Below are 18981 nucleotides of genomic sequence, written 5' to 3' on the forward strand. Positions count from 1 at the left end.
GGTCACGGGCGCCAGCGATAAACGACGATGTTCGACCCGTTGTAGTTGTCCTTCGTGATCACGTACTCGCCGGTCGAGCGCAGGTAGGCACGCACGCCGTACATCGAATCGACGTCGTTGCCGACGTCCATCGCCGACGTGTTCGAATTCGTCAGCGTCGTGACGAGCGCGCCGGTGTTCAGGTCGAACACGTCGATGTTCGGCACCGTGTGCACGTAGCCGACGAACAGGTAGTGGCCGGCCGCCGCGATCGATTTCGGGTTCGCGCTCGTCAGGTTGATCACCGGGTTCGGCGCGCTCGTGTTGCCGTTCTTCCAGCCGTGATAGACCTCGATGTGCCCGTTCATCGCGGTCCAGTCCCAATTGCCCGCGAGGCCCTGCGCGAGGATCATCGTGTCGCTGTCGGCCTGGTAGATGATGCGCGTGACCGGCGCGACGCCGGTCGGCACGGGCGTCGTCGTCGGCTTGCCCCACGACGGCTTGCCGGTCGCGTCGAAGCCCGTCATCGGGTAGCGCGCGATCACGTTCGATCCGTTCAGCCCGGCCCACACGTCGCCGTTGCCGTCGATGTCGAAACCGGCCGTCACCTGCAGCGTCGTGTTGAACGGCTTGCCCGGCAGCGAACCGGCCGGGATCGCGATGTAGCCGCTCGCGGTGTTGAAGTAATAGAAGTTGAAGTTGCCCGGGTTCTGGCCCGACGCGACGAGGATCCGGTTGCCGCCGACGTTCACGAGCTGGCCGAAGTGCTGGCCGCGCTGATAGTCGTTCATGTCGAGGCGCGGGTCCTTCGGGTAGGTGAACGGGTCGACCGTGTTCGCGACGAACGTGCCGCCCGCGGTGCCCGTGTACACGTTGTTGCCGCTGAAGAACAACGTGCCGTCCGTCACCGGATCGGGCGCGGCGATTCCCTCGAAGTTCAACGCCTGCAGCTTCCATTGCAGCGTGCCGACCGGGCTGTACGAATGCAGATCGGTGCTGCCGTTGCGGCCGAGATCCCAGCCGCCGCCCCACGCGTTGTTCAGCACGTACAGGTTGCCGGCCGCATCCTTGCCGAGCGCCGCGACGCGAGTGAAGCGCTTGTCGCCGACCTGCCCCTTGATGCCCGTCGTCGTGTCGAGATAACCGCCCTGCACGCCGAACGTGCCGACCTGCACCGGCATCCCGGGCAGCCCGCCGTACACCTTGATGTTCATGTCGGGCCCTTCGTCGCCCACCATCAACTGGCCCATCGACGCATCGAAGTACAACGACGCCGGCCGCGCGCCGGCCGCCATCTGAAGCGTGTTCATCGCCGCACCGGCCGCGCTGAACTGCGCGACGACGCCCGCGCTCTTGCGCGCGACCCACAGATTGCCGGCCGCATCGAGCGCCAGCGCGCCGGGACCCGTGACGCCGATGTCGCGCTGCCATACGCCGTCGGTCGTATAGACGCGCACGCGGTTGCCGTAGAAGTCGCTCACGTACAGCAGGTTGCCGCCCGTCGCGAGGCCCGTGATCACGTCCGCGTACTGGATGCCCGTCCACGTGCTGACCGGGATGCGCAGGTCGCGCTGGTTCGAGCTTCGGTTGTAGCGCCCCACCGAGCCGCTGCCGAACGTGCGGTTGTAGCCGAGCGCGACGAACAGCGACGTGGCATTGCCGGTGATCGCTCCGCCCTGGAATTCGTCGTGGATGCCGATCGTGCCGAGCGGCTGGCCGTTCTGGTAGATCGCGACGCCGCCCGCGTTCTCGTCCCAGCGCGACGCCGTGTAGATCACGCCTTCGGGCGCGACCCACATCGAGCGCGCGCCGTTGCCGACGTGGGCGGCCAGCGTGCCGTACGTGTTCGCAAGCCAGTCGGTCGAGTATTGCGCCTGCGCGTGGCCCGCCGGCGCCAGCAGCGCCATGCACATTCCCAGCAACGCCGCGCGGATTTGTTTCATTGACATGAATAATGCTCCCAGACGAACAATGGTCGACACTGTAAATCGCGGCGCATGAAATATTGGTGATTCAGGCAAATGCGCATTCGCCGTTACTCCGAATTATTCACTCCACGCCTTTTGCCGTCCGGCGCTTTTTCGTCAACGATCGCAAAATCTGCAAAACCGCGCCACGACGGCCTGACGGTCACACGATCTCGAGGTATACGCCGGCATTTTCTTCCGGGTCATCCGATACAAATGCGTCATTTTTTCTTATATGACCGTATTGCTTTTTCATCCCGGAATTCTTTTCGATTATTACAAATAGAAATTAAAATGAAAGGAGAAAAATATTATTCGACGCGATCGGCTGTTCGTGATTTCGCGCGCGGAAGGGAAAGCGGGAGGGAAAGGAGGAATGCGGCGGGAAAAACCGCGCGCCGGCCGGACCGGCACGGGGCGGCGATCGCTTAACTTGCCGGGTCGAGCGTCGGGCCGCCCCAGCCGTCGACGTATTTCGGCAGCGCGTCGGCGACGTCGATCACGCGTGGCCCGTAGAACAGGTGCATCGACGGTTGCAAGTGGTCCGGCAGCGGCCCGCCATGCGCACGCGCGGTCAAGCTGTTCGGCACGACGCGCATGCCGGGCCGGTTCGTCCCGAACACGATCTCGCCGCGCGATGCGCACCACGCCCGTGACATCGACATCGACGGATGCGGGAACGTCGCGTGACCGCCGTCGATCGTCACCTGCTCCGGCGGCCATGCAGTAGCCGACAGCATCGGCGTGCCGTAAAAATCGCGGCACGTCGCGCAATGACAGTTCGCGCGCGCCGCCGGCTCGCCGCACAGCGTGACCGTCACGGCACGCACAGGCAGCGCGCGGAAAGCGTTCGGGTCATGTCGTCTCCTCGAAAAGGGAGGCGACGGTATAGGAGCATGCCGTCAACGATGCCCGTAGCAGCAGCGGTCCCCGTTGCACGCGCAACGATCGCCGCGTCAGAACTTCTGGCGCAGCCCGAGGCTCACGATCGCCTGCGATCGCGAATCGGACGAATGACCGTTCGCCTTGTCCGACACCGACGCGGTCGCGGCCACCGGCCGGCCGAGTGCGTCGAGCGTCGTGCCGGACGCATGCTGGTACGCGCCGAGCAGGTACACGCTGGTGCGCTTCGACAGGTCGTACACGGCGCCGAGCGTGACGTTGTGATACTGCGCACGGTTGTCGATGCCGTCGACGTCGCTGCCGCGCGTGTAGCTGTAGCCGGCAAACAGCTGCGTCTGCGGCTGCACGTTCCAGCGCGTGAACACGCCGGCGACGTTGAACGTCGCATGCCCGGAGAACAGCGACTGCGCGCCGCCGCGGTACTGCACGTTGCTGTAGTTCACGCCGACGACGGCCGGGCCGAAGTCGTACGTCGCCCCCGTCGCGATCACCTGCTGCGATTGCGCGCTTGCATAACCTTCGTTGATCGACGAATTGAACAGGCCGTCGTCGGTGCTCTGCCACTTGCCGGCCGTCGGGTCGGTCGCGCCCGTCTTGCTGTTGTCCGAGCGCTCGTAGCCGACGCCGACGCGCAGCGGGCCAGCCGCGTACGCGGCGCCGACGCTCCACGTGTTGCGCTGCTTCATGCTCCCCGGCTGGCCGCCGAAGCCGTACAGCGCGCCGAACGTGAAGCCCGAGTAGTTCGCGCTCGTGTACTTGATCGAGCTGTCGACGCGGGCGGTCTGGTCGAGATCGTCGATGTCGCCCGGGTGCGCGCCGAAGCCGCCGATGAACGACGATGGGCCGACCGGGCTCACGAAATCGTCGAGCGACGTGTACTGACGGCCGAGCGTGATCGTGCCGTAGCGGTTGCTGCCGACGCCGACGAACGCCTGGCGGCCGAACTGGCGGCCGCCCTGGCCCGACGTGCCGTTCGCGATGTCGAAGCCGTTCTCGAGCACGAACAGCGCGCGCATGCCGCCGCCGAGATCCTCGGAACCCTTGATGCCCCAGCGGCTGCCGGACAGGTTGCCGGTCGTGAGACCGACGCTCGAATGGCCGGTGTACGCCCCCGCCGAGCCAACCCGTTCGTTGCTGCGGTAGGTCACGCCCGCGTCGACGATGCCGTACAGCGTGACGGAGCTTTGCGCGGCGGCGATACCCGCGAGCGAGAGCAGCAGCGGCGCTGCGATCAGTTGCTTGTTCATGATGTTATGTCTCCGGGCGTCGAACCCGTTGTTCTGGCTGACTGTTGCGAGTAGCGCGCACGGGCGCCGACATCCGCCGGCGGTGCGAGGCCGGCCGCGTCCGCGCGCGACGACGCGGCGGGCATGCCCGCTGCGGCCGCCATGGTAGTTGGAACCGGTTCCGACCCAAAGCGGAATAATGACAACAGTTTTTTGCCAAAATCGAGATAGTCGCGACACGGCCGTCGTTGATCGCTGCCGCGCCTGTACAGCACGGGGCGGCGCCCCCGATAATCGAACGCACCCTTTCCCCAGGAGTGCCGTCATGCATGAAACGACCCTGCTGATCTTCGCCGCCGTCGCGTTCGTCGGCATCGCGACACCCGGCCCGACCGTGCTGCTCGCGCTGACCAACGGCTCGCGTTACGGCGTGCGCCGCGCGGCTTATGGCTTCGCGGGCGCGATGCTGTCCGACGTCGTGCTGATCGTCGCGGTCGCGCTCGGCCTCGGCGCGCTGCTGATGGCATCGGCGTTCTGGTTCTCGGTGGTGAAATGGCTCGGCGCCGCGTACCTCGCGTATGTCGGCATCCGGCTGCTGATGTCGAAGGGTTCGCTCGACGTCGCCGCCGCGTCCGCCGGCGCGGCGCCCGATCGCAACGCGTCGATCTTCGCGAAGAGCTTCCTGACCGCTGTCACGAATCCGAAGGGCTATCTGTTCTTCTCCGCGTTCCTGCCGCAGTTCCTCGATCCGTCCGCGCCGCTCGCGCCGCAGTACGTCGCGCTCGCGGTCACGTTCGCGCTGCTCGACGGCGCGGTGATGTTCGGCTACGCGCTGCTCGGCGCCCGCGCGGTGCGGCTGCTGAAACGCGCGGGTGCGCTGTGGCTCGAACGCACGTGCGGCGCGATGCTGCTCGCGCTCGCCGGGTCGCTCGCGCTGTACCGGCGCCATGCGGCATAGAAGCCGGTTGCGATGAAAATCGATCGACCGCCCCGCTCCGGCTTCCCCGGCCTGTCGCTCCGGCAACTCGACCGCGCGGACCTCGACGCGTGGTACGCGTACCTGTCCAACCCCGACGTCTTCCGCCACACGAGCTGGAACCTGCGCGCACCCGACGATCTGCTGCCGCTGTTCGACAACATCGAATCGGCCGACCCGGATTCGATCCGGCGTCTCGCGATCGTCGACACCGCATCGGGCACGCTCGCCGGGACGGTCGGGCTGCATACGGTGTCCACCGTGAACCGCTCGGCGGAGATCGCGTACGACCTCGCGCCGTCGCACTGGGGGCGCGGCATCGCGAGCGCCGTGTGCGAAGCCGTCACCGCATGGGCGTTCACCACGGGCGGCTTCATGCGGATGCAGGCCGTCGTGCTGACCAGCAACGCGGGCTCCGCGCGCGTGCTGCAGAAGTGCGGCTACCGCTACGAAGGACTGTTGCGCGCCTACAAGATGGTGCGCGGCACGCCGGGCGATTTCGCGATGTACGCGCGCCTCGCGACCGACTGACGCACCGTACGCGGCATCGCGCGCCGGTGCCATGATGCGATTGTTGGACGACCCGCACCGAATTGGCGACAATCGCCGTTCCCCTCATCGACGCTCCGCCATGAAGATCGCCGCGCTTTCCGACATCCACGGCAACCTCGCCGCGCTCGACGCGGTGCTCGACGACGTCCGCCGCCGCGGCGCCGACATGATTGTCAATCTCGGCGACATCGTGTCGGGCGCGCTCCATCCGGCCGAAACGGCCGACCGCCTGATCGCGCTCGATCTGCCGACCATCAAGGGCAATCACGAGCGGCAGTTGCTCACCTGCGACCGCGCAGCGATGCGGCTATCCGATCGCTGGGCGCACGACACGCTGCGCGACGACCAGCTCGACTGGATCGCCGCGCTGCCCGAACGCATGATGCTCGACGACGACGTATTGATGGTGCACGGCACGCCGGCCAGCGATCTCGTCTACTTCCTCGAGACGGTCACGCCCGACGGCTGCCGCGCGGCCACGCCCGACGAAGTCGCGCGGCGCGCGGGCCACGAAGCGGCGTCGCTGATCCTGTGCGGCCACACGCACGTGCCGCGTACCGCGAAGCTCGACGACGGCCGGCTGATCGTCAACCCGGGCAGCGTCGGGCTGCAGGCGTACGAGGACGACCTGCCGCATCCGCACCGCATCGAAACAGGCTCGCCGCATGCGCGCTACGCGATGGTGTCGCGCACGGCGGCCGGCTGGAGCGTCGAATTCCATGCGGTCGAATACGACTGGCACACGGCCGCCGTCACCGCGGCCTCGCGCGGGCGCGACGACTGGACCGTCGCGCTGCGCACCGGCCGGTGCTGAGACGCACGCGCCGCGCCGCCCTGCTTCACGTCCCTTTCAGGAAAACCGAACGCCATGCCCGTTCCGTCGCAACTGCTCTTCCTGCCCGGCGCATCGGGCAGCACCGCTTTCTGGCAGCCGCTGGCCGGCCTGCTCACGCATCCGGCCGAACGGCGCATCGTCGCCTATCCGGGCTTCGGCGACACGCCGCGCGATCCGGCCGTCGACGATTTCGACGGCCTCGTGCGCGATGTCCTCGAGAAGATCGACCGGCCGACCGCCGTGATCGCCCAGTCGATGGGCGGCGTGATCGCGATGCGCGCGGCGCTCGACAAGCCCGGGCTCGTCACGCACCTCGTGCTGACGGTCACGTCCGGCGGGCTCGACATGGAAGGGCTCGGTGCGCAGGACTGGCGGGCCGGCTTCGCCGAAGCGAACCCGCAGTTGCCCGACTGGTTCCTGACGTTCCGCGCGGACTTCTCGCGGGACATCGGCCGCATCGCACAACCGACGCTGCTGCTGTGGGGCGACGACGATCCGATCAGCCCCGTCGCGGCCGGCCGGCGCCTGCTCGAACGGCTGCCCGATGCGCGGCTGCATGTCGTGGCGGGCGGCCGGCACGACCTCGCGGCCGTGCATGCGCAAGCGCTCGCCCCGCTCGTCGACGCGCATCTGCAGCGCACGTAACGTTGCGCGCGCCGGCATCCGCTTCCGTCCGCGCTTCAGCTTCGGCGCGCACCCGGCACCGCGACGCTCACGCGCCGCGTCGGCTCACTCCGCGCGCCTCAGCGTGAGCCGTGCTTCGAGCCCGCCGCCATCGGGCCGGTTGTTCAGCGTCAGCGTGCCGCCCATCGCGAGCGCGAGTTGCTTCGCGATCGCCAGACCCAACCCCGTGCCGCCCGTGTCGCGGTTGCGCGACGTCTCCACGCGCCGGAACGGCTCGAATACCGCGTCGAGCTGATCGGCCGGAATGCCGGGCCCGCGGTCGAGCACGGCAATCACCGCGCCGCCGTCCGGCGCGGCCTGCACGTCGATCTCGGCCGCGCCCGCGAACTTCAGCGCGTTGTCGACGAGGTTGCCCACGATGCGGCGCAGCGCCTTCGGCCGCGTGACGAGCGCGAGCGGCGCGCGGCTGTGCAGCGCGACGTCCTGCCCCGCATCCGTGTAGTCGCACACGATGCTGTCGAGCAGCGCGTCGAGATCGATGCGGCGCGCGGCTTCCTCGGTGCCGTGCAGCGTCCGCGCGTACGCGACGCCCTCCTTCACCAGGTGCTCCATCTCGATCAGGTCCTGGCGCAGCTTCGCGCCCTGCGTGTCGTCGTCCATCACGTCGACCCGCAGCCGCATGCGCGTGATCGGCGTCTGCAGGTCGTGCGAGATCGACGCGAGGATCTGCATGCGCTCGGCCATGTACTGCGCGATGCGGTCCTGCATCGCGTTGAATGCCCGGGCGGCACGCGCGACCTCCGACGGCCCGCCTTCGTCCAGCCGCTCGCCCTTCAGGTCGGGGCCGAGCGCGTCGGCGGCCTGCGCGAGCTGCTTGAGCGGCCGCGTCGCGAGCCGCACCGCGAGCCAGCAGCACGCGGCCAGCACCGCGAGCTGCAGCACGAGCACGACCGGCAGCCAGCCCGACAGCGGCACCGTCGACATCGGATGAATGTCGATCGTCAGCGGCGACCCGTCGGTCAGGCGCAGGTGCACCTGCAGATGTTCGCGATCGCCGGGGATCGCGTTCGCGGTCAGCGGGTAGTCGCCGCCGATGCCGTCCGAGATCGAACGCTCGACGCGCGCCGACAGCCGCGCTTCCGGCGGCGTGCCCGTCTCGCCGGGCCCGAGGATGAACGCATAGCTGCGCCGCGCGAGACGCGGCAGCCACGCGGCGCGCTCGGCCGGCGGCAAGTGGTCGAGCAGCGCGACCGAACTCGCGACCTCGCGCTCGATATAGCCCATCATCAGGTTGGTGGTCGCCTGGTCGCGCTCGGTGACGGTGAGCCAGAACGACAGCGTCTGCGCGAGCGCGAGGCCCACGCACAGGATCAGCACGAGCCGCGCGAACAGCGAGCGCGGCCAGTGCCACGGCGTACGCGCGCTCATGGCGTACCGTCGACGGCGGTCACGGCCGACGAGAACACGTAGCCCTCGTTACGCAGCGTCTTGATGTAGCGCGGTTCGCGCGCGCCGTCGCGCAGCCGCTGGCGCAACCGGCTCACGAGCAGGTCGATCGATCGGTCGAACGGGTCGGACTGCCGCCCCTGCGTGAGGTTGAGCAACTGGTCGCGCGTCAGCACGCGCTGCGGGTTGTCGAGGAACACGCGCAGCAGCCGGTATTCGGCGCCGCTCAGCGCGACCAGCGTGCCTTCGGCGTCGAGCAGGTGGCGCCCGGTCGTGTCGAGCCGCCATTCGCCGAACGCGAGCATCTCGGCCGTTTCCGTCACCTGCATGCCGGGCGGCAGCATGCGCGCGCGGCGCAGCACCGAGCGGATCCGCGCGAGCAGTTCGCGCACCGCGAACGGCTTGGCCAGGTAATCGTCGGCGCCCATCTCGAGGCCGATGATGCGGTCGGTTTCCTCGCCGCGCGCGGTCAGCATCAGCACGGGTACCGTGCGGAACTTGCCGGCCCGCAGGTCGCGGCACAGCGTGAGACCGTCCTCGCCCGGCATCATCAGGTCGAGCACGATCAGGTCGGGCGCGCCGTCGTCCAGCACGTTGCGCATCTCGCGGCCGTTCGCGGCCAGCGACACGCGCATGCCGTTCTTCTCCAGGTAGTCCGCGATCAGTTCGCGGATCGCGCGATCGTCGTCGACGATCAGCACGTGGTCGATCTTGTCCATGAGTCGTGGTCGGTGTCGTGGTTCGGGCAGGCGATGTCCGCTGTTATACCGCATGGCAGGCGCGCGTTTGTATCCCAATGTATCGCGCGGCCGCGGCGACACACAACATTGCACACGCGCCGCCGGCCGGACACATCGCGGATACGTCGGCGCCGCCTAATGGGGCCTGTCGAAACCCGTCCGGCCGCCGCCGTCCAGCCGCGGCCACCCCGCTCAGGAGAACGCCATGCTGCCCCGACTCAAGACCGCCGCCATCGTCATCGCCCTCGCCGCCACGGCCGGGCTCGCCGCCTTCGCCGGCACCCGCGACGACGCGGGCATGCCGGCGTCGCTGGCCGGCACGCCGGCCCCCGATTTCACCGGCATCGACCGCTGGCACAACAGCGCGCCGCTGACGCTCGGCCAGTTGCGCGGCAAGGTCGTGCTCGTCGATTTCTGGACGTACTCGTGCATCAACTGCATTCATACGATTCCGTACGTGAAGGAATGGGACCGGAAGTATCGCGACCAGGGGCTCGTCGTGGTCGGCGTGCACACGCCCGAATATCCGTTCGAACGCGATGCGAAGAACGTCGCCGAGGCGGTCAAGCGCTTCGGCATCTCGTACCCGGTCGCGCAGGACAACCGCTACGACACGTGGCGCGCATACGGGAACCAGTACTGGCCCGCGCTGTACCTGATCGATGCGAACGGCAAGGTCGTCTATACGCGCTATGGCGAAGGCGGGTACGACAAGACCGAGGCCGCGATCCGCCGGGCGCTCGCGCAGGCCGGCACACCGGCGAAGGATGCGACGCGCACGCAGTGACCGGCGCGGCGGGCGCGGCGCGCATCTGCACATGCGTGCACGCCCGTCATGCGCTCACTCGCTCACGTGCGTTTCGCGTCCGCCGCCGCGAGCATCGCCTCGCCGATCGCGAGGTTGCCGTCCGCGACCAGCGCTTCACCGGCGCCCCGGATATCGGCCCCGGCCTTGTTCTGCCCGAGCTTGCGCTTGCCGACGAGCCGCGTGATCTCGATCCGCAGCCCGACGATCGACTGCACCATCGTGTCGATGTAGTCCTTCGGCGCGTCGCCCATCTTCCACGGCACCGGCTGCGACGCCTCGTGCGTGCGCGTCAGCCGCGCGACCACGCCGCGCACGAACTTCTCGTCGTCGCGCACCGTGATGCGGCCATGCGCATGCACGACCACGTAGTTCCACGTCGGCACTTGCCGGTGCGCGACGTGCTTGCTCGGGTACCAGTTCGGCGAGATGTACGCGTCGCCGGCGCGGAAAATCACGAGCACCTCGTCGCCGTCCGCGACGTCCCGCCAGACCGGATTCGCGCGGGCGACGTGCGCATGCAGTTCGCCGAGCCCGCCATCGTCGGGCAACAGCTCGAACGGCAGGTGGTTCGCGTCGAGCCCGTTCTTGCCCTGCGTGATCAGGCTGCCGAACGGATGCTGCACGATCAGCTCGCGCAGCGCGTCGGGATCGGGCTCGTTGAAATCGGCGGGGACGTACATGTCGGCTCCACGGTCGAACGGGATGGGAAATGGCGCGGGCGCAGGCCCGTCATGCGGCGATTGTGACCTCAAACTGGTTTATGCTGTAGAGCCGGTTTGGAACAATTTCAGCAGACCAGAATCATGGCAAGAACGGCCCGGATCGTCGAAATCCCGTCGCTCGGCACGCTCGACCGCGCGGCCGGCGACCTGAGCCGTCAGCTCGCGCAGGCGCTGCGCGACGCCGTGCGGCGCGGCGACGTCCGGCCGGGCGACGCGCTGCCGTCCACGCGGCTGCTAGCGGCGGCGCTGCAGGTTGCGCGCGGCACGGTGGTCGATGCTTATGCCCAGCTCGTCGCCGAGGGCTTTCTCGAGTCGCGCGGCGGCGCGGGCACGCGGGTCGCGAACGCGCTCGCGGAACCACCGTCCGGCGACGCGCCCGCACCGCCCGCGCGACGCCAGCGCCCGGCGCACGCCGGCCTGCCCGAGCCCGCCGCCACCTTCGCGCGGATCGCCCGCGAATTCAGCCCGCTGCCGGCCATGCCGTTCGCGATCTCGGTGCCGGTCGGCCTCACCGCCCCCGACGACATCTGGCGCCGGCTCGGCAACCGCCTGCGCGCCCGCGGCGCCGGCGCGCCGTCCGGCTATGCCGATCCGCAGGGCGCGCTGCCGCTGCGCGAAGCGATCGCCGACTACGTGCGCCGGTCGCGCTCGGTGCGCTGCGATGCCGGCCAGGTCGTGATCACGAGCGGCACGCAGCAGGGGCTGCATCTCGCGCGCCAGGTGCTGCTCGGCGACAACGACCGCGCATGGGTCGAGAATCCCGCCTATCGCGGCATCACCGCACTGCTCGAAAGCACCGGGCGGCGCGACGCGATGGTGCGCGTGCCGGTCGACGCCGACGGCCTCGACGTCGACGCCGGCATGCGGCTCGCGCCGGAGGCGCGCGCCGCGTTCGTCACGCCGTCGCACCAGTACCCGCTCGGCATGCCGTTGAGCATGGCGCGGCGCAACGCGCTGCTCGCCTGGGCGCGCGCGCAGCGCGCGTGGGTCGTCGAAGACGACTACGACAGCGAGCTGCGCTATGAAGGCTACCCGTTCCCGTCGCTGCAAGGGCTCGCCCCCGATCGCGTGATCTACCTCGGCACGTTCAGCAAGATTCTGTTTCCGTCGCTGCGGCTCGGCTACGTGATCGCGCCCGAGGATCTCGTGCCCGCGTTCTGCGGCGCGCGCGTGCTGATGGATCGCCATGCGCCGACCGCCGATCAGCACGTGCTGGCCGCCTTCATCGCGGAAGGCCATCTCGACCGCCACATCCGCCGTGTGCGCGGCGTGTATGCGGAACAGCGCGCGCTGCTGATCGACACGCTCGGCGCGCGGCTGCCGCGCGAACGCGCGTGGGTGCAGCCGGGCGACCAGGGCATGCACGTCGTGCTGTGGCTTGCCGAAGGTATCGACGATCTCGACGTGGTCGCCCGTGCCGCGCAGGCCGGCGTCGCGGTGCGCGCGGTGTCGCCGATGTTCGCGCCCGGCACGGCCCGCCCGGGGCTCGTGCTCGGCTTCGGCGGGTTCGACCGCGCGCAGATGGAAGCCGCCGCGCAACGGCTCGCGGACGTGGTTTCGTCGGCGCAATCGCGGCCGCGCGCACCTTAAAAGGTTGTCGGCGGGCAACAAACGTAATCGTCTGTAAATCCTGCAAGCAAACGGCCGTTTCTGCCGCCGGTGTGCGGGCGCCGTTTGCTAGGATCGCGCGTCTTCCATCCGCCCTTGCCGCCTTGAATCGCTTCGTGCCGTTTCTCCGAGATGCGTGGCTCCGTTGCCGCGCCCGTGTCGCACCGCTCGCCGCCGCCTGCCGCGCGCGCCTGCGCACGCTGTGCGCGGCCGTGCTGCAGCGCCTGCGCCATCCGACGCGGCGCGGCGTGGCGCTGACGCTCGCCGCGATACCGGTGCTGGGCCTGCTGGTCCTGCTCGCGTTCGTCCCGTTCACGCCGAGCATCGGCGACATCCGCAAGGCGCGCATCGACCGCCCGGCGCGCGTGCTGTCCGCCGACGGCCAGCTGATCGCCGAGTTCCGGCCCGTGAACCGCGAATGGGTGCCGCTCAAGCAGATCTCGCCGCACATGGTCGACGCGCTGATCGCGACCGAGGACCATCGCTTCTATTCGCATCACGGCATCGACTTGCGCCGCACGCTCGCCGCCGGGCTGCATACCTTCTCGGGCAACCGCCAGGGCGGCTCGACGATCACGCAGCAGCTCGCACGCAACCTGTATCCGGACGAAGTCGGCCGCGCGCCGACGCTCACGCGCAAGGTGAAGGAGCTGATCACCGCGTTCAAGATCGAATCGGTGTACAGCAAGGACGAGATCCTCGAAACCTACCTGAACACGGTGCCGTTCCTGTACAACGCTTACGGCGTCGAAATGGCCGCGCGCACCTACTTCGGCAAGTCGGCGGACCAGCTCGACATCGCGGAAAGCGCGACGCTCGTCGGGATGCTGAAGGGCAACAGCTACTACAACCCGGTGCTGAATCCGGAGCGCGCGGTCCAGCGGCGCAACATCGTGCTCGGCCGGATGGCGCAGATGGGCATGCTCACGCCGCCGCAGCTCGCGAAACTGCAGCGCCAGCCGCTGCGCGTCGACTTCGAACCGCAGACGGCGCAGCCGAGCCTCGCGCCGCACTTCGCGGTACAGCTGCGCAAGTGGCTGATCGCGTGGGCCGACCGCAACAACTACGATCTCTACGCCGACGGCCTCGTCGTGCGCACGACGCTCGATGCGCAATTGCAGGACATGGCCACGCAGGCGCTGACGCGGCAGACCGAGCGGCTGCAGGCGGTCGCCGACGGCGCATGGCGCGGCCCGTCCGGCTGCGGGCTGCGCAACGACCTGTTCCGCGGCTTCATCCGCCAGACGCCCGAGTATCGCCAGGCCCGCGACACCGGGCTCGCCGACGTGCCGGCGCTGAAGCAGCTCGGTGCCAACCGCGCGTTCATGCGCGCGCTGTGCGAACGCAAGACGCAGGTGCAGGCCGGTTTCGTCGCGATCGATCCGCGCAACGGCGCGATCCGCGCGTGGGTCGGCAGCCCCGATTTCGGCAGCGAGCCGTTCGACCACGTCGTGCAGGCGCGGCGCCAGCCGGGTTCGACCTTCAAGCCGTTCGTCTATGGCGCGGCGTTCGCGGACGGCATGCGGCCCGACGATACGTTCGTCGATCGTCCCGTCGCCATTCCGGTCGACGGGCGCGCCGTGTGGCGCCCGACCGATACGGAACCGCCGACCGGCGAGCCGATGACGCTGCGTGACGCGCTCGCGCTGTCGCGCAACCGCGTCACCGCGCAAGTGATGCAGCACGAAGGCGCCGCGAAGGTCGCGCAGCTGGCGCGCGCGATGGGCGTGCGCGACAGCCCGCTCGATGCGGTGCCGTCGCTCGCGCTCGGCACGAGCCCCGTGACGCTGAAGGAGATGGTGTCCGCATACGGCACGATCGCGAACCGCGGCGTGTACGTCGCGCCGCAGATGATCACGCGCATCGAGGACCGCGACGGCAAGGTGCTGGCCGCGTTCGGCAGCGCGCCGCCCGAACGCGCGCTGCCGGCGCCGGCCGCGCAGACGCTCGTCGACGTGATGCGCGACGTCGTCGATCGCGGCACCGGCGCCGACATCCGGTCGCGCTACGGGATCCGTGTCGACGTCGCCGGCAAGACGGGCACGACGCAGGACAACGCGGACGGCTGGTTCATCCTGATGCATCCGCAGCTCGTGGCCGGCGCGTGGGTCGGCTTCGACGACGGCAGCGTGACGCTGCGCAGCGACTACTGGGGCGCGGGCGCGCACAGTGCGCTGCCGATCGTCGGCTCGTTCTACGAGGCGGCGCTGCGGGCGCGCGCGATCGATCCGCACGCGCAGTTCTCGCCCGATTTCCGGCCACGCAGCGCGCCCGCGCCGAGACGGCGCGTGCAGCATCCGGGCCTGTTCGACTGGCTGAGATTCTTCCGCTGATCGCGGCGCCCGCGGCCCGTTTTACCGGCGCGTCGTCAGCGCCCGGCGACCGGCGTCACGGCGCCGGCGGCGACTCGCCGCTGCGCGCGACCGGATGAAGCTCGATGCCGTCGACCTGAAAGCCTTGCACGATCAGCAGCAGGACGCCCGTGGTCGAATGCTTCGTCGTGAAACTGCTGCCGGTGATCGACGTGACCTGATAGGGCGAGCCGATCGGCATCCGGATCAGTTGGCCGCCCGGCACGTCGAGCACGCACGCGTCGGCGGGCGGCTTCTCCGGACCGTCCATATCGAGCTCCGCCACCTGCGCCGGGGCCGTTTCGACGCTCCAGCGGCCGGCTTCACGCGCGCGCAGCACGAAGTCGTCACCCGCCTTCTCGACGCGCAGGGTCGCGGGTTTGCCGGCGGCCCGCGCGTAATCGCCGAGCAGCCCATCGCAGGCACTGCCGGCTCGCGCGGACAGCGAGACGCACAACATCAGACAGAAAACGGGAATGCGCACGGCGGGCCTCTCAGCGTTCGTATTGTTGTCGGAATGCCGGCGCGGGCGCGCGCGGCGGCGGCGACACGATCGGGCGCCGCCGGGCGCCAATATAGCGAACGCGACCGAGGTATGCCAGCCCGCGGCGCACAGCGGCCCGGGAAGACGCCGGGACACGTGCGCGGCATCCTGCTTCGGCCGGGCACGGCCTGAACCCATCCGGACGAAGCGCCGACCGGTCGAGCTACCGGCCGAACAGCGTGCGCGCGCGTACTCAGCCCGCCGCGAGCGTGGCGGCCAGCGCGTCGAACTCCGGCGCCCATGCGGCGCGCCACGCAGCCTTCGTCACGTCATCGACCCACGCGCCGTCGATCCCGTTCAGCATGAACTGCTTCAGGTCGGCCACGGTGAAGCCGAAATGGCTGAGCATCAGTTCCCACGCTTCGCTCGGATTGACCTTGTGAAGCGTCGGGTCGTCGGTGTTCGGATGGATCTTCAGCCCGAGGCCCGGCATCTTGCGCATCGGATGCCGTTCCGCCCATTGCTCCGGCGGCAGCGTGCGCAGATAGTACGAATTCGTCGGCACGACGGTGAAGACGATCCCGCGCTCCGCATAGCGCGCACACAGGTCGGGGTTGTCGACGATCGTATAGCCGTGATCGACGCGATCGACCTGCAGCAGATCGACGGCCGTCTCGACGTTGCGCCACGGCATCCCGAACTCGCCCGCGTGCGCGGTCGTGCGGAAACCGGCCGCACGTGCATTGCGGTACGCCTTCCAGAACAGTTCCGGCGGCCGGTCGTTCTCGCGATAGTCGATGCCGATCCCCGCGACTTCGTCCGCGCGATTCGCCTTCATCCACTCGACGATTTCGACCGCCTCGTCGGGATCCTGCTCGCGGTCGATGCTCGGGATCAGGCGCGCGCTGATCCCGAAATCGCGCGCGGCATCGCGGATCGCCGTCACGATCGCGGCCTGCGCATCGGCATACGCGATGCCCGACACGCGCACCGTACCTGTCGGATTCCAGAAGAATTCCGCATGCCGGACATGGTGCGCGGCCGCATCTTCCAGATACTCGTAAGCGATCCGCCGCAAATCGTCGGGCTGCGTGAGCAGATACTTGTCGAGCGCCCGCAGCACGTGCAGCACGCCGACCGGCTTCTCGCCGCGTGCGTAGAACGCATCGATCTCCGCGCGCTCGATCGGCGCGCCGCTGCGCGCCGCGAGCGCGACGAACGTGTCGTGCCGCACCGCGCCGAGCAGGTGGCAATGCAGCTCGACCTTCGGCAGTGCGTGGAAGAAGGCCCGGTGGGCCGGCGTGATCTCGATGCCCGTGCGCGCGGGCGGGACGTTGCCTGGTGTTCCCTTCATGTCAGTCTCTTTTTTCGGTAGTGCCTGTGCGTCGCGAAAGCCGTCCCTCAGTGCGGCTTCACGACGGTCCAGAAGTAATAGCCGAGCGGAATCGCGAGCACGACGAGCCCCCACGACACGTCGCGCCAGCGGCCGGCCAGCAGCTTGACGAGCACGTAGCACAGCAGCCCGCCCGCGATGCCGGTGCCGAAGCTGTTCGACATCAGCGTGAGCAGCACCATCGACATCACGGGCAGCGCATCGGTGAAATCGTCGAAATGCGTATGGCGGATCGTCGCGAACATCGACAGCCCGATCAGGATCAGCGCCGGCGCCGTCGCCTCCTTCGGGATCGCGAGCGCGACCGGCACGAACAGCAGCATCGCGGCGAACAGCACGGCCGCGGCCAGCGACGACAGCCCGCTGCGGCCGCCGGCCTCGACGCCCGCGGCCGATTCGATCAGCGCCGTGAGCGCCGGGATGCCGAACACGGGCCCGAGCGTCGCGGCGAGCGAGTCGACGAGGAACGGCCGGTTGATGTTCGGCAGGTTGCCCTGCTCGTCGAGCAGGTTTGCCTTCGCGCCGACCGCGAGCGCGGTGCCGAGCGTCGAGAAGAATTCCGCCGCGAAAAACGCGAACAGGTACGGCGCGGCCGCAAGGCTCAACGCGCTGCCGATATCGAGCTTGAACGCGATCGGCGCGATGCTGTGCGGCAGCGACACGAACGACGCGGGCAGGTGCGTGACGCCCAGCGGCACGCCGGCTGCGGCCGCGGCGAGGATCGCGATCAGGATCGCACCGGGCACCTTGCGCGCCTGCAGCACGATCGCCACCGCGAGGCCGGTCAGCGCGACGAGCGCGCCCGGCCGCGAGAAGTCGCCGAGCGCGAACGCGTTGGTCTTCGCATTCGCGACGACCATCCCCGCGTTGCGCAGCCCGAGCATCGTGACGAACAATCCGATCGACGCGCCGAGCCCGAGCTTGATCTGCACCGGAATCAGCCGCACCACGACGCCGCGCGCGCCGAGTATCGTCAGCAGGAAGAACAGCACGCCCGACACGCATGCGATGCCGAGGCCCGTCTGCCAGCCGACGTGTTCCGTCGTCGCGAGCGTCACGCCGATGATCACCGAGCCGCCGATGCCGGGGCCGACGAGGAACGGCAGGTTCGCGTAGAGCCCCATCAGCGTCGTGAACAACACGAACACGACGATGGTCGCCGTCGTCGCCGCGCCGCGCTCCATTCCGCCGGTCGCGAGCAGCGACGGAATCACGACGAGCAGGTACGCGGCCGCGAGGAACGACGTGACGCCGGCGATCGTCTCGGTGCGCACGCTCGTGCCGCGCGCGGCGAGCGCGAAGCGGCGTTCGAGCCAGTTGGCCGGCGCGCGCGCCGGGATCGTGTCAGTCGCTGACATGGTGGTTCTCCTGTGATTCCGAATATTGTCCTGTGTCGGTTCCCACGGCGCGGTCTTATACTGCCGCGTACCGCATCCCGACCGTTATTGCCCGATGTCGTCCGACCGCTCGTCGCTGCTGCCCGCGCTCACGCTGCGGCAGGTCCAGCACTTCGTCGTGCTCGCCCACGCACGCAGCTTCACGCAGGCCGCGCAGGCGCTGTCGCTCACCCAGCCCGCGCTCACCGCGTCGATCCGCCAGATCGAATTCCTGCTCGGCGGGCGCCTGTTCGCGCGTACCGCGCATCGCCTTACGCTCACCACCGCGGGCGAAGCCGTGCTGCCGCTCGCCGAACGCCTGCTCAACCAGGCCCGCGGCACCTTCGACGACATGACGCGGCTCATCGGCGAACGCATTCAGACCGTGCGCATCGCGTTCATTCCGTCGGTCGCGGGCCGCCTGCTGCCCGCGCTCAACACGCTGCGCGGCACGCGTCCGACGCTGCGCTTCACGCTCACCGACCTGCCGAACAGCGCGCTCGTCGAAGCCGTGCGCGACGGCGTCGCGGATCTCGGCATCGGCGTGCGCGAGCCGGACAGCGACGACGGCACGCTGCGCTACCAGCAGCTGTTCGAGGACGAGATCGTGATCGTCGTGCGGCACGACGATCCGCTCGCCCGCGCGAAGAGCGTCACGTGGGCGAAGCTCGTCGATCGCGAGCTCGCGGTGTTCGTGCGCGGCAGCGTCAGCGAATCGCTGCATCGCACCGGCGGCGCCGGCAAGTTGCGCCTGAACGTCACGTACCGGATGGAATACACCGAACCGCTCTACGCACTTGCGCGCAACGGCCTCGCGACCGCCGTGCTGCCGAGCCTCTACACGATGCATCTGCACGATCCCGAACTCGTCGCGCTGCGCGTGGACAAACCGCGCGTCACGCGAGCGATCTCGCTGATCTCGCTCGCCGCCGACGATCGCGGCCCGCATGTGCGCGCGTGCCGCGAGTGGATTGCGAAGCACATCTGATCG

The 18981-nt window shown here is 69.1% G+C and carries 16 protein-coding genes and 1 pseudogene; 8 read left to right on the plus strand and 9 right to left on the minus strand.

Annotated features, from left to right (window positions below; genetic code table 11):
- Positions 1 to 2: 2 nt before the first annotated feature.
- The 3 genes and pseudogenes from WJ12_RS32275 to WJ12_RS32285 form a co-directional block, all read right to left on the minus strand.
- Positions 3 to 1928 carry an NHL repeat-containing protein gene (locus WJ12_RS32275; RefSeq protein ID WP_034190587.1) on the minus strand — a complete coding sequence of 642 codons (1926 nt, stop codon included), beginning with the start codon at positions 1926 to 1928 and terminating at the stop codon, positions 3 to 5.
- Between the two features lie 446 nt (positions 1929 to 2374).
- Positions 2375 to 2805: pseudogene (locus WJ12_RS32280) on the minus strand (GFA family protein).
- Between the two features lie 97 nt (positions 2806 to 2902).
- Positions 2903 to 4096, minus strand: a complete 1194-nt coding sequence (locus WJ12_RS32285) for a porin (protein ID WP_059557455.1) — start codon at positions 4094 to 4096, stop codon at positions 2903 to 2905.
- A 304-nt stretch (positions 4097 to 4400) separates the two neighbouring features.
- Here WJ12_RS32285 and WJ12_RS32290 point away from each other — a divergent pair, with 304 nt between their 5' ends.
- The 4 genes from WJ12_RS32290 to WJ12_RS32305 all read left to right on the plus strand — a co-directional run bounded on the left by WJ12_RS32290 (position 4401) and on the right by WJ12_RS32305 (position 7083).
- Positions 4401 to 5033 (plus strand): LysE family translocator, encoded by a 633-nt coding sequence (locus WJ12_RS32290; protein WP_059557453.1) that lies wholly within the window; start codon positions 4401 to 4403, stop codon positions 5031 to 5033.
- Positions 5034 to 5045: 12 nt separating this feature from the next.
- Entirely contained in the window at positions 5046 to 5582 is a 537-nt protein-coding gene (locus tag WJ12_RS32295) for a GNAT family N-acetyltransferase (protein ID WP_049035485.1), read from the plus strand.
- A 100-nt stretch (positions 5583 to 5682) separates the two neighbouring features.
- Positions 5683 to 6417 (plus strand): metallophosphoesterase family protein, encoded by a 735-nt coding sequence (locus tag WJ12_RS32300; protein WP_059557451.1) that lies wholly within the window; start codon positions 5683 to 5685, stop codon positions 6415 to 6417.
- Positions 6418 to 6471: 54 nt separating this feature from the next.
- Positions 6472 to 7083 (plus strand): alpha/beta fold hydrolase, encoded by a 612-nt coding sequence (locus tag WJ12_RS32305; RefSeq protein WP_034190593.1) that lies wholly within the window; start codon positions 6472 to 6474, stop codon positions 7081 to 7083.
- Positions 7084 to 7167: 84 nt separating this feature from the next.
- On the opposite strand, the gene WJ12_RS32310 is transcribed toward WJ12_RS32305, so the two are convergent.
- Together WJ12_RS32310 and WJ12_RS32315 are read right to left on the minus strand one after the other, a co-directional pair.
- Positions 7168 to 8490, minus strand: a complete 1323-nt coding sequence (locus WJ12_RS32310) for an ATP-binding protein (RefSeq protein WP_059557449.1) — start codon at positions 8488 to 8490, stop codon at positions 7168 to 7170.
- Complete coding sequence (locus WJ12_RS32315) at positions 8487 to 9227, minus strand: response regulator (protein ID WP_034190595.1); 741 nt, start codon at positions 9225 to 9227, stop codon at positions 8487 to 8489. The genes WJ12_RS32310 and WJ12_RS32315 overlap by 4 nt, the downstream gene beginning before the upstream one ends.
- Before the next feature lie 226 nt (positions 9228 to 9453).
- Between WJ12_RS32315 and WJ12_RS32320 the strand changes: the two genes are divergently transcribed.
- The gene (locus WJ12_RS32320; protein WP_059557447.1) at positions 9454 to 10035 is read left to right on the plus strand and encodes a thioredoxin family protein; all 582 of its coding nucleotides are present in this window, start codon (positions 9454 to 9456) and stop codon (positions 10033 to 10035) included.
- A 62-nt stretch (positions 10036 to 10097) separates the two neighbouring features.
- On the opposite strand, the gene WJ12_RS32325 is transcribed toward WJ12_RS32320, so the two are convergent.
- The gene (locus WJ12_RS32325; RefSeq protein WP_034190597.1) at positions 10098 to 10736 is read right to left on the minus strand and encodes an FMN-binding negative transcriptional regulator; all 639 of its coding nucleotides are present in this window, start codon (positions 10734 to 10736) and stop codon (positions 10098 to 10100) included.
- 123 nt (positions 10737 to 10859) lie between these two features.
- On the opposite strand from WJ12_RS32325, the gene pdxR reads away from it, so the two are divergent.
- On the plus strand, positions 10860 to 12368 hold the full coding sequence (gene pdxR / locus WJ12_RS32330) for a MocR-like pyridoxine biosynthesis transcription factor PdxR (RefSeq protein WP_059557445.1): 1509 nt from the start codon (positions 10860 to 10862) through the stop codon (positions 12366 to 12368).
- Positions 12369 to 12490: 122 nt separating this feature from the next.
- Entirely contained in the window at positions 12491 to 14719 is a 2229-nt protein-coding gene (locus tag WJ12_RS32335) for a penicillin-binding protein 1A (RefSeq protein ID WP_059557443.1), read from the plus strand.
- A gap of 55 nt (positions 14720 to 14774) precedes the next feature.
- On the opposite strand, the gene WJ12_RS32340 is transcribed toward WJ12_RS32335, so the two are convergent.
- The 3 genes from WJ12_RS32340 to WJ12_RS32350 form a co-directional block, all read right to left on the minus strand.
- Positions 14775 to 15377, minus strand: coding sequence for a hypothetical protein (locus WJ12_RS32340; protein ID WP_226104067.1), 603 nt, complete (start codon positions 15375 to 15377; stop codon positions 14775 to 14777).
- Positions 15378 to 15474: 97 nt separating this feature from the next.
- Complete coding sequence (gene add, locus WJ12_RS32345) at positions 15475 to 16575, minus strand: adenosine deaminase (protein WP_034190601.1); 1101 nt, start codon at positions 16573 to 16575, stop codon at positions 15475 to 15477.
- A 47-nt stretch (positions 16576 to 16622) separates the two neighbouring features.
- Positions 16623 to 17972: an NCS2 family permease gene (locus WJ12_RS32350; protein ID WP_049033794.1), complete on the minus strand. Its 1350-nt coding sequence runs from the start codon at positions 17970 to 17972 to the stop codon at positions 16623 to 16625.
- 94 nt (positions 17973 to 18066) lie between these two features.
- Here WJ12_RS32350 and WJ12_RS32355 point away from each other — a divergent pair, with 94 nt between their 5' ends.
- Entirely contained in the window at positions 18067 to 18978 is a 912-nt protein-coding gene (locus WJ12_RS32355) for a LysR family transcriptional regulator (RefSeq protein ID WP_034190603.1), read from the plus strand.
- The last annotated feature ends 3 nt before the right edge of the window (positions 18979 to 18981 follow it).

This window comes from Burkholderia seminalis (assembly GCF_001718535.1).
Classification (GTDB): Bacteria; Pseudomonadota; Gammaproteobacteria; order Burkholderiales; family Burkholderiaceae; genus Burkholderia; species Burkholderia seminalis.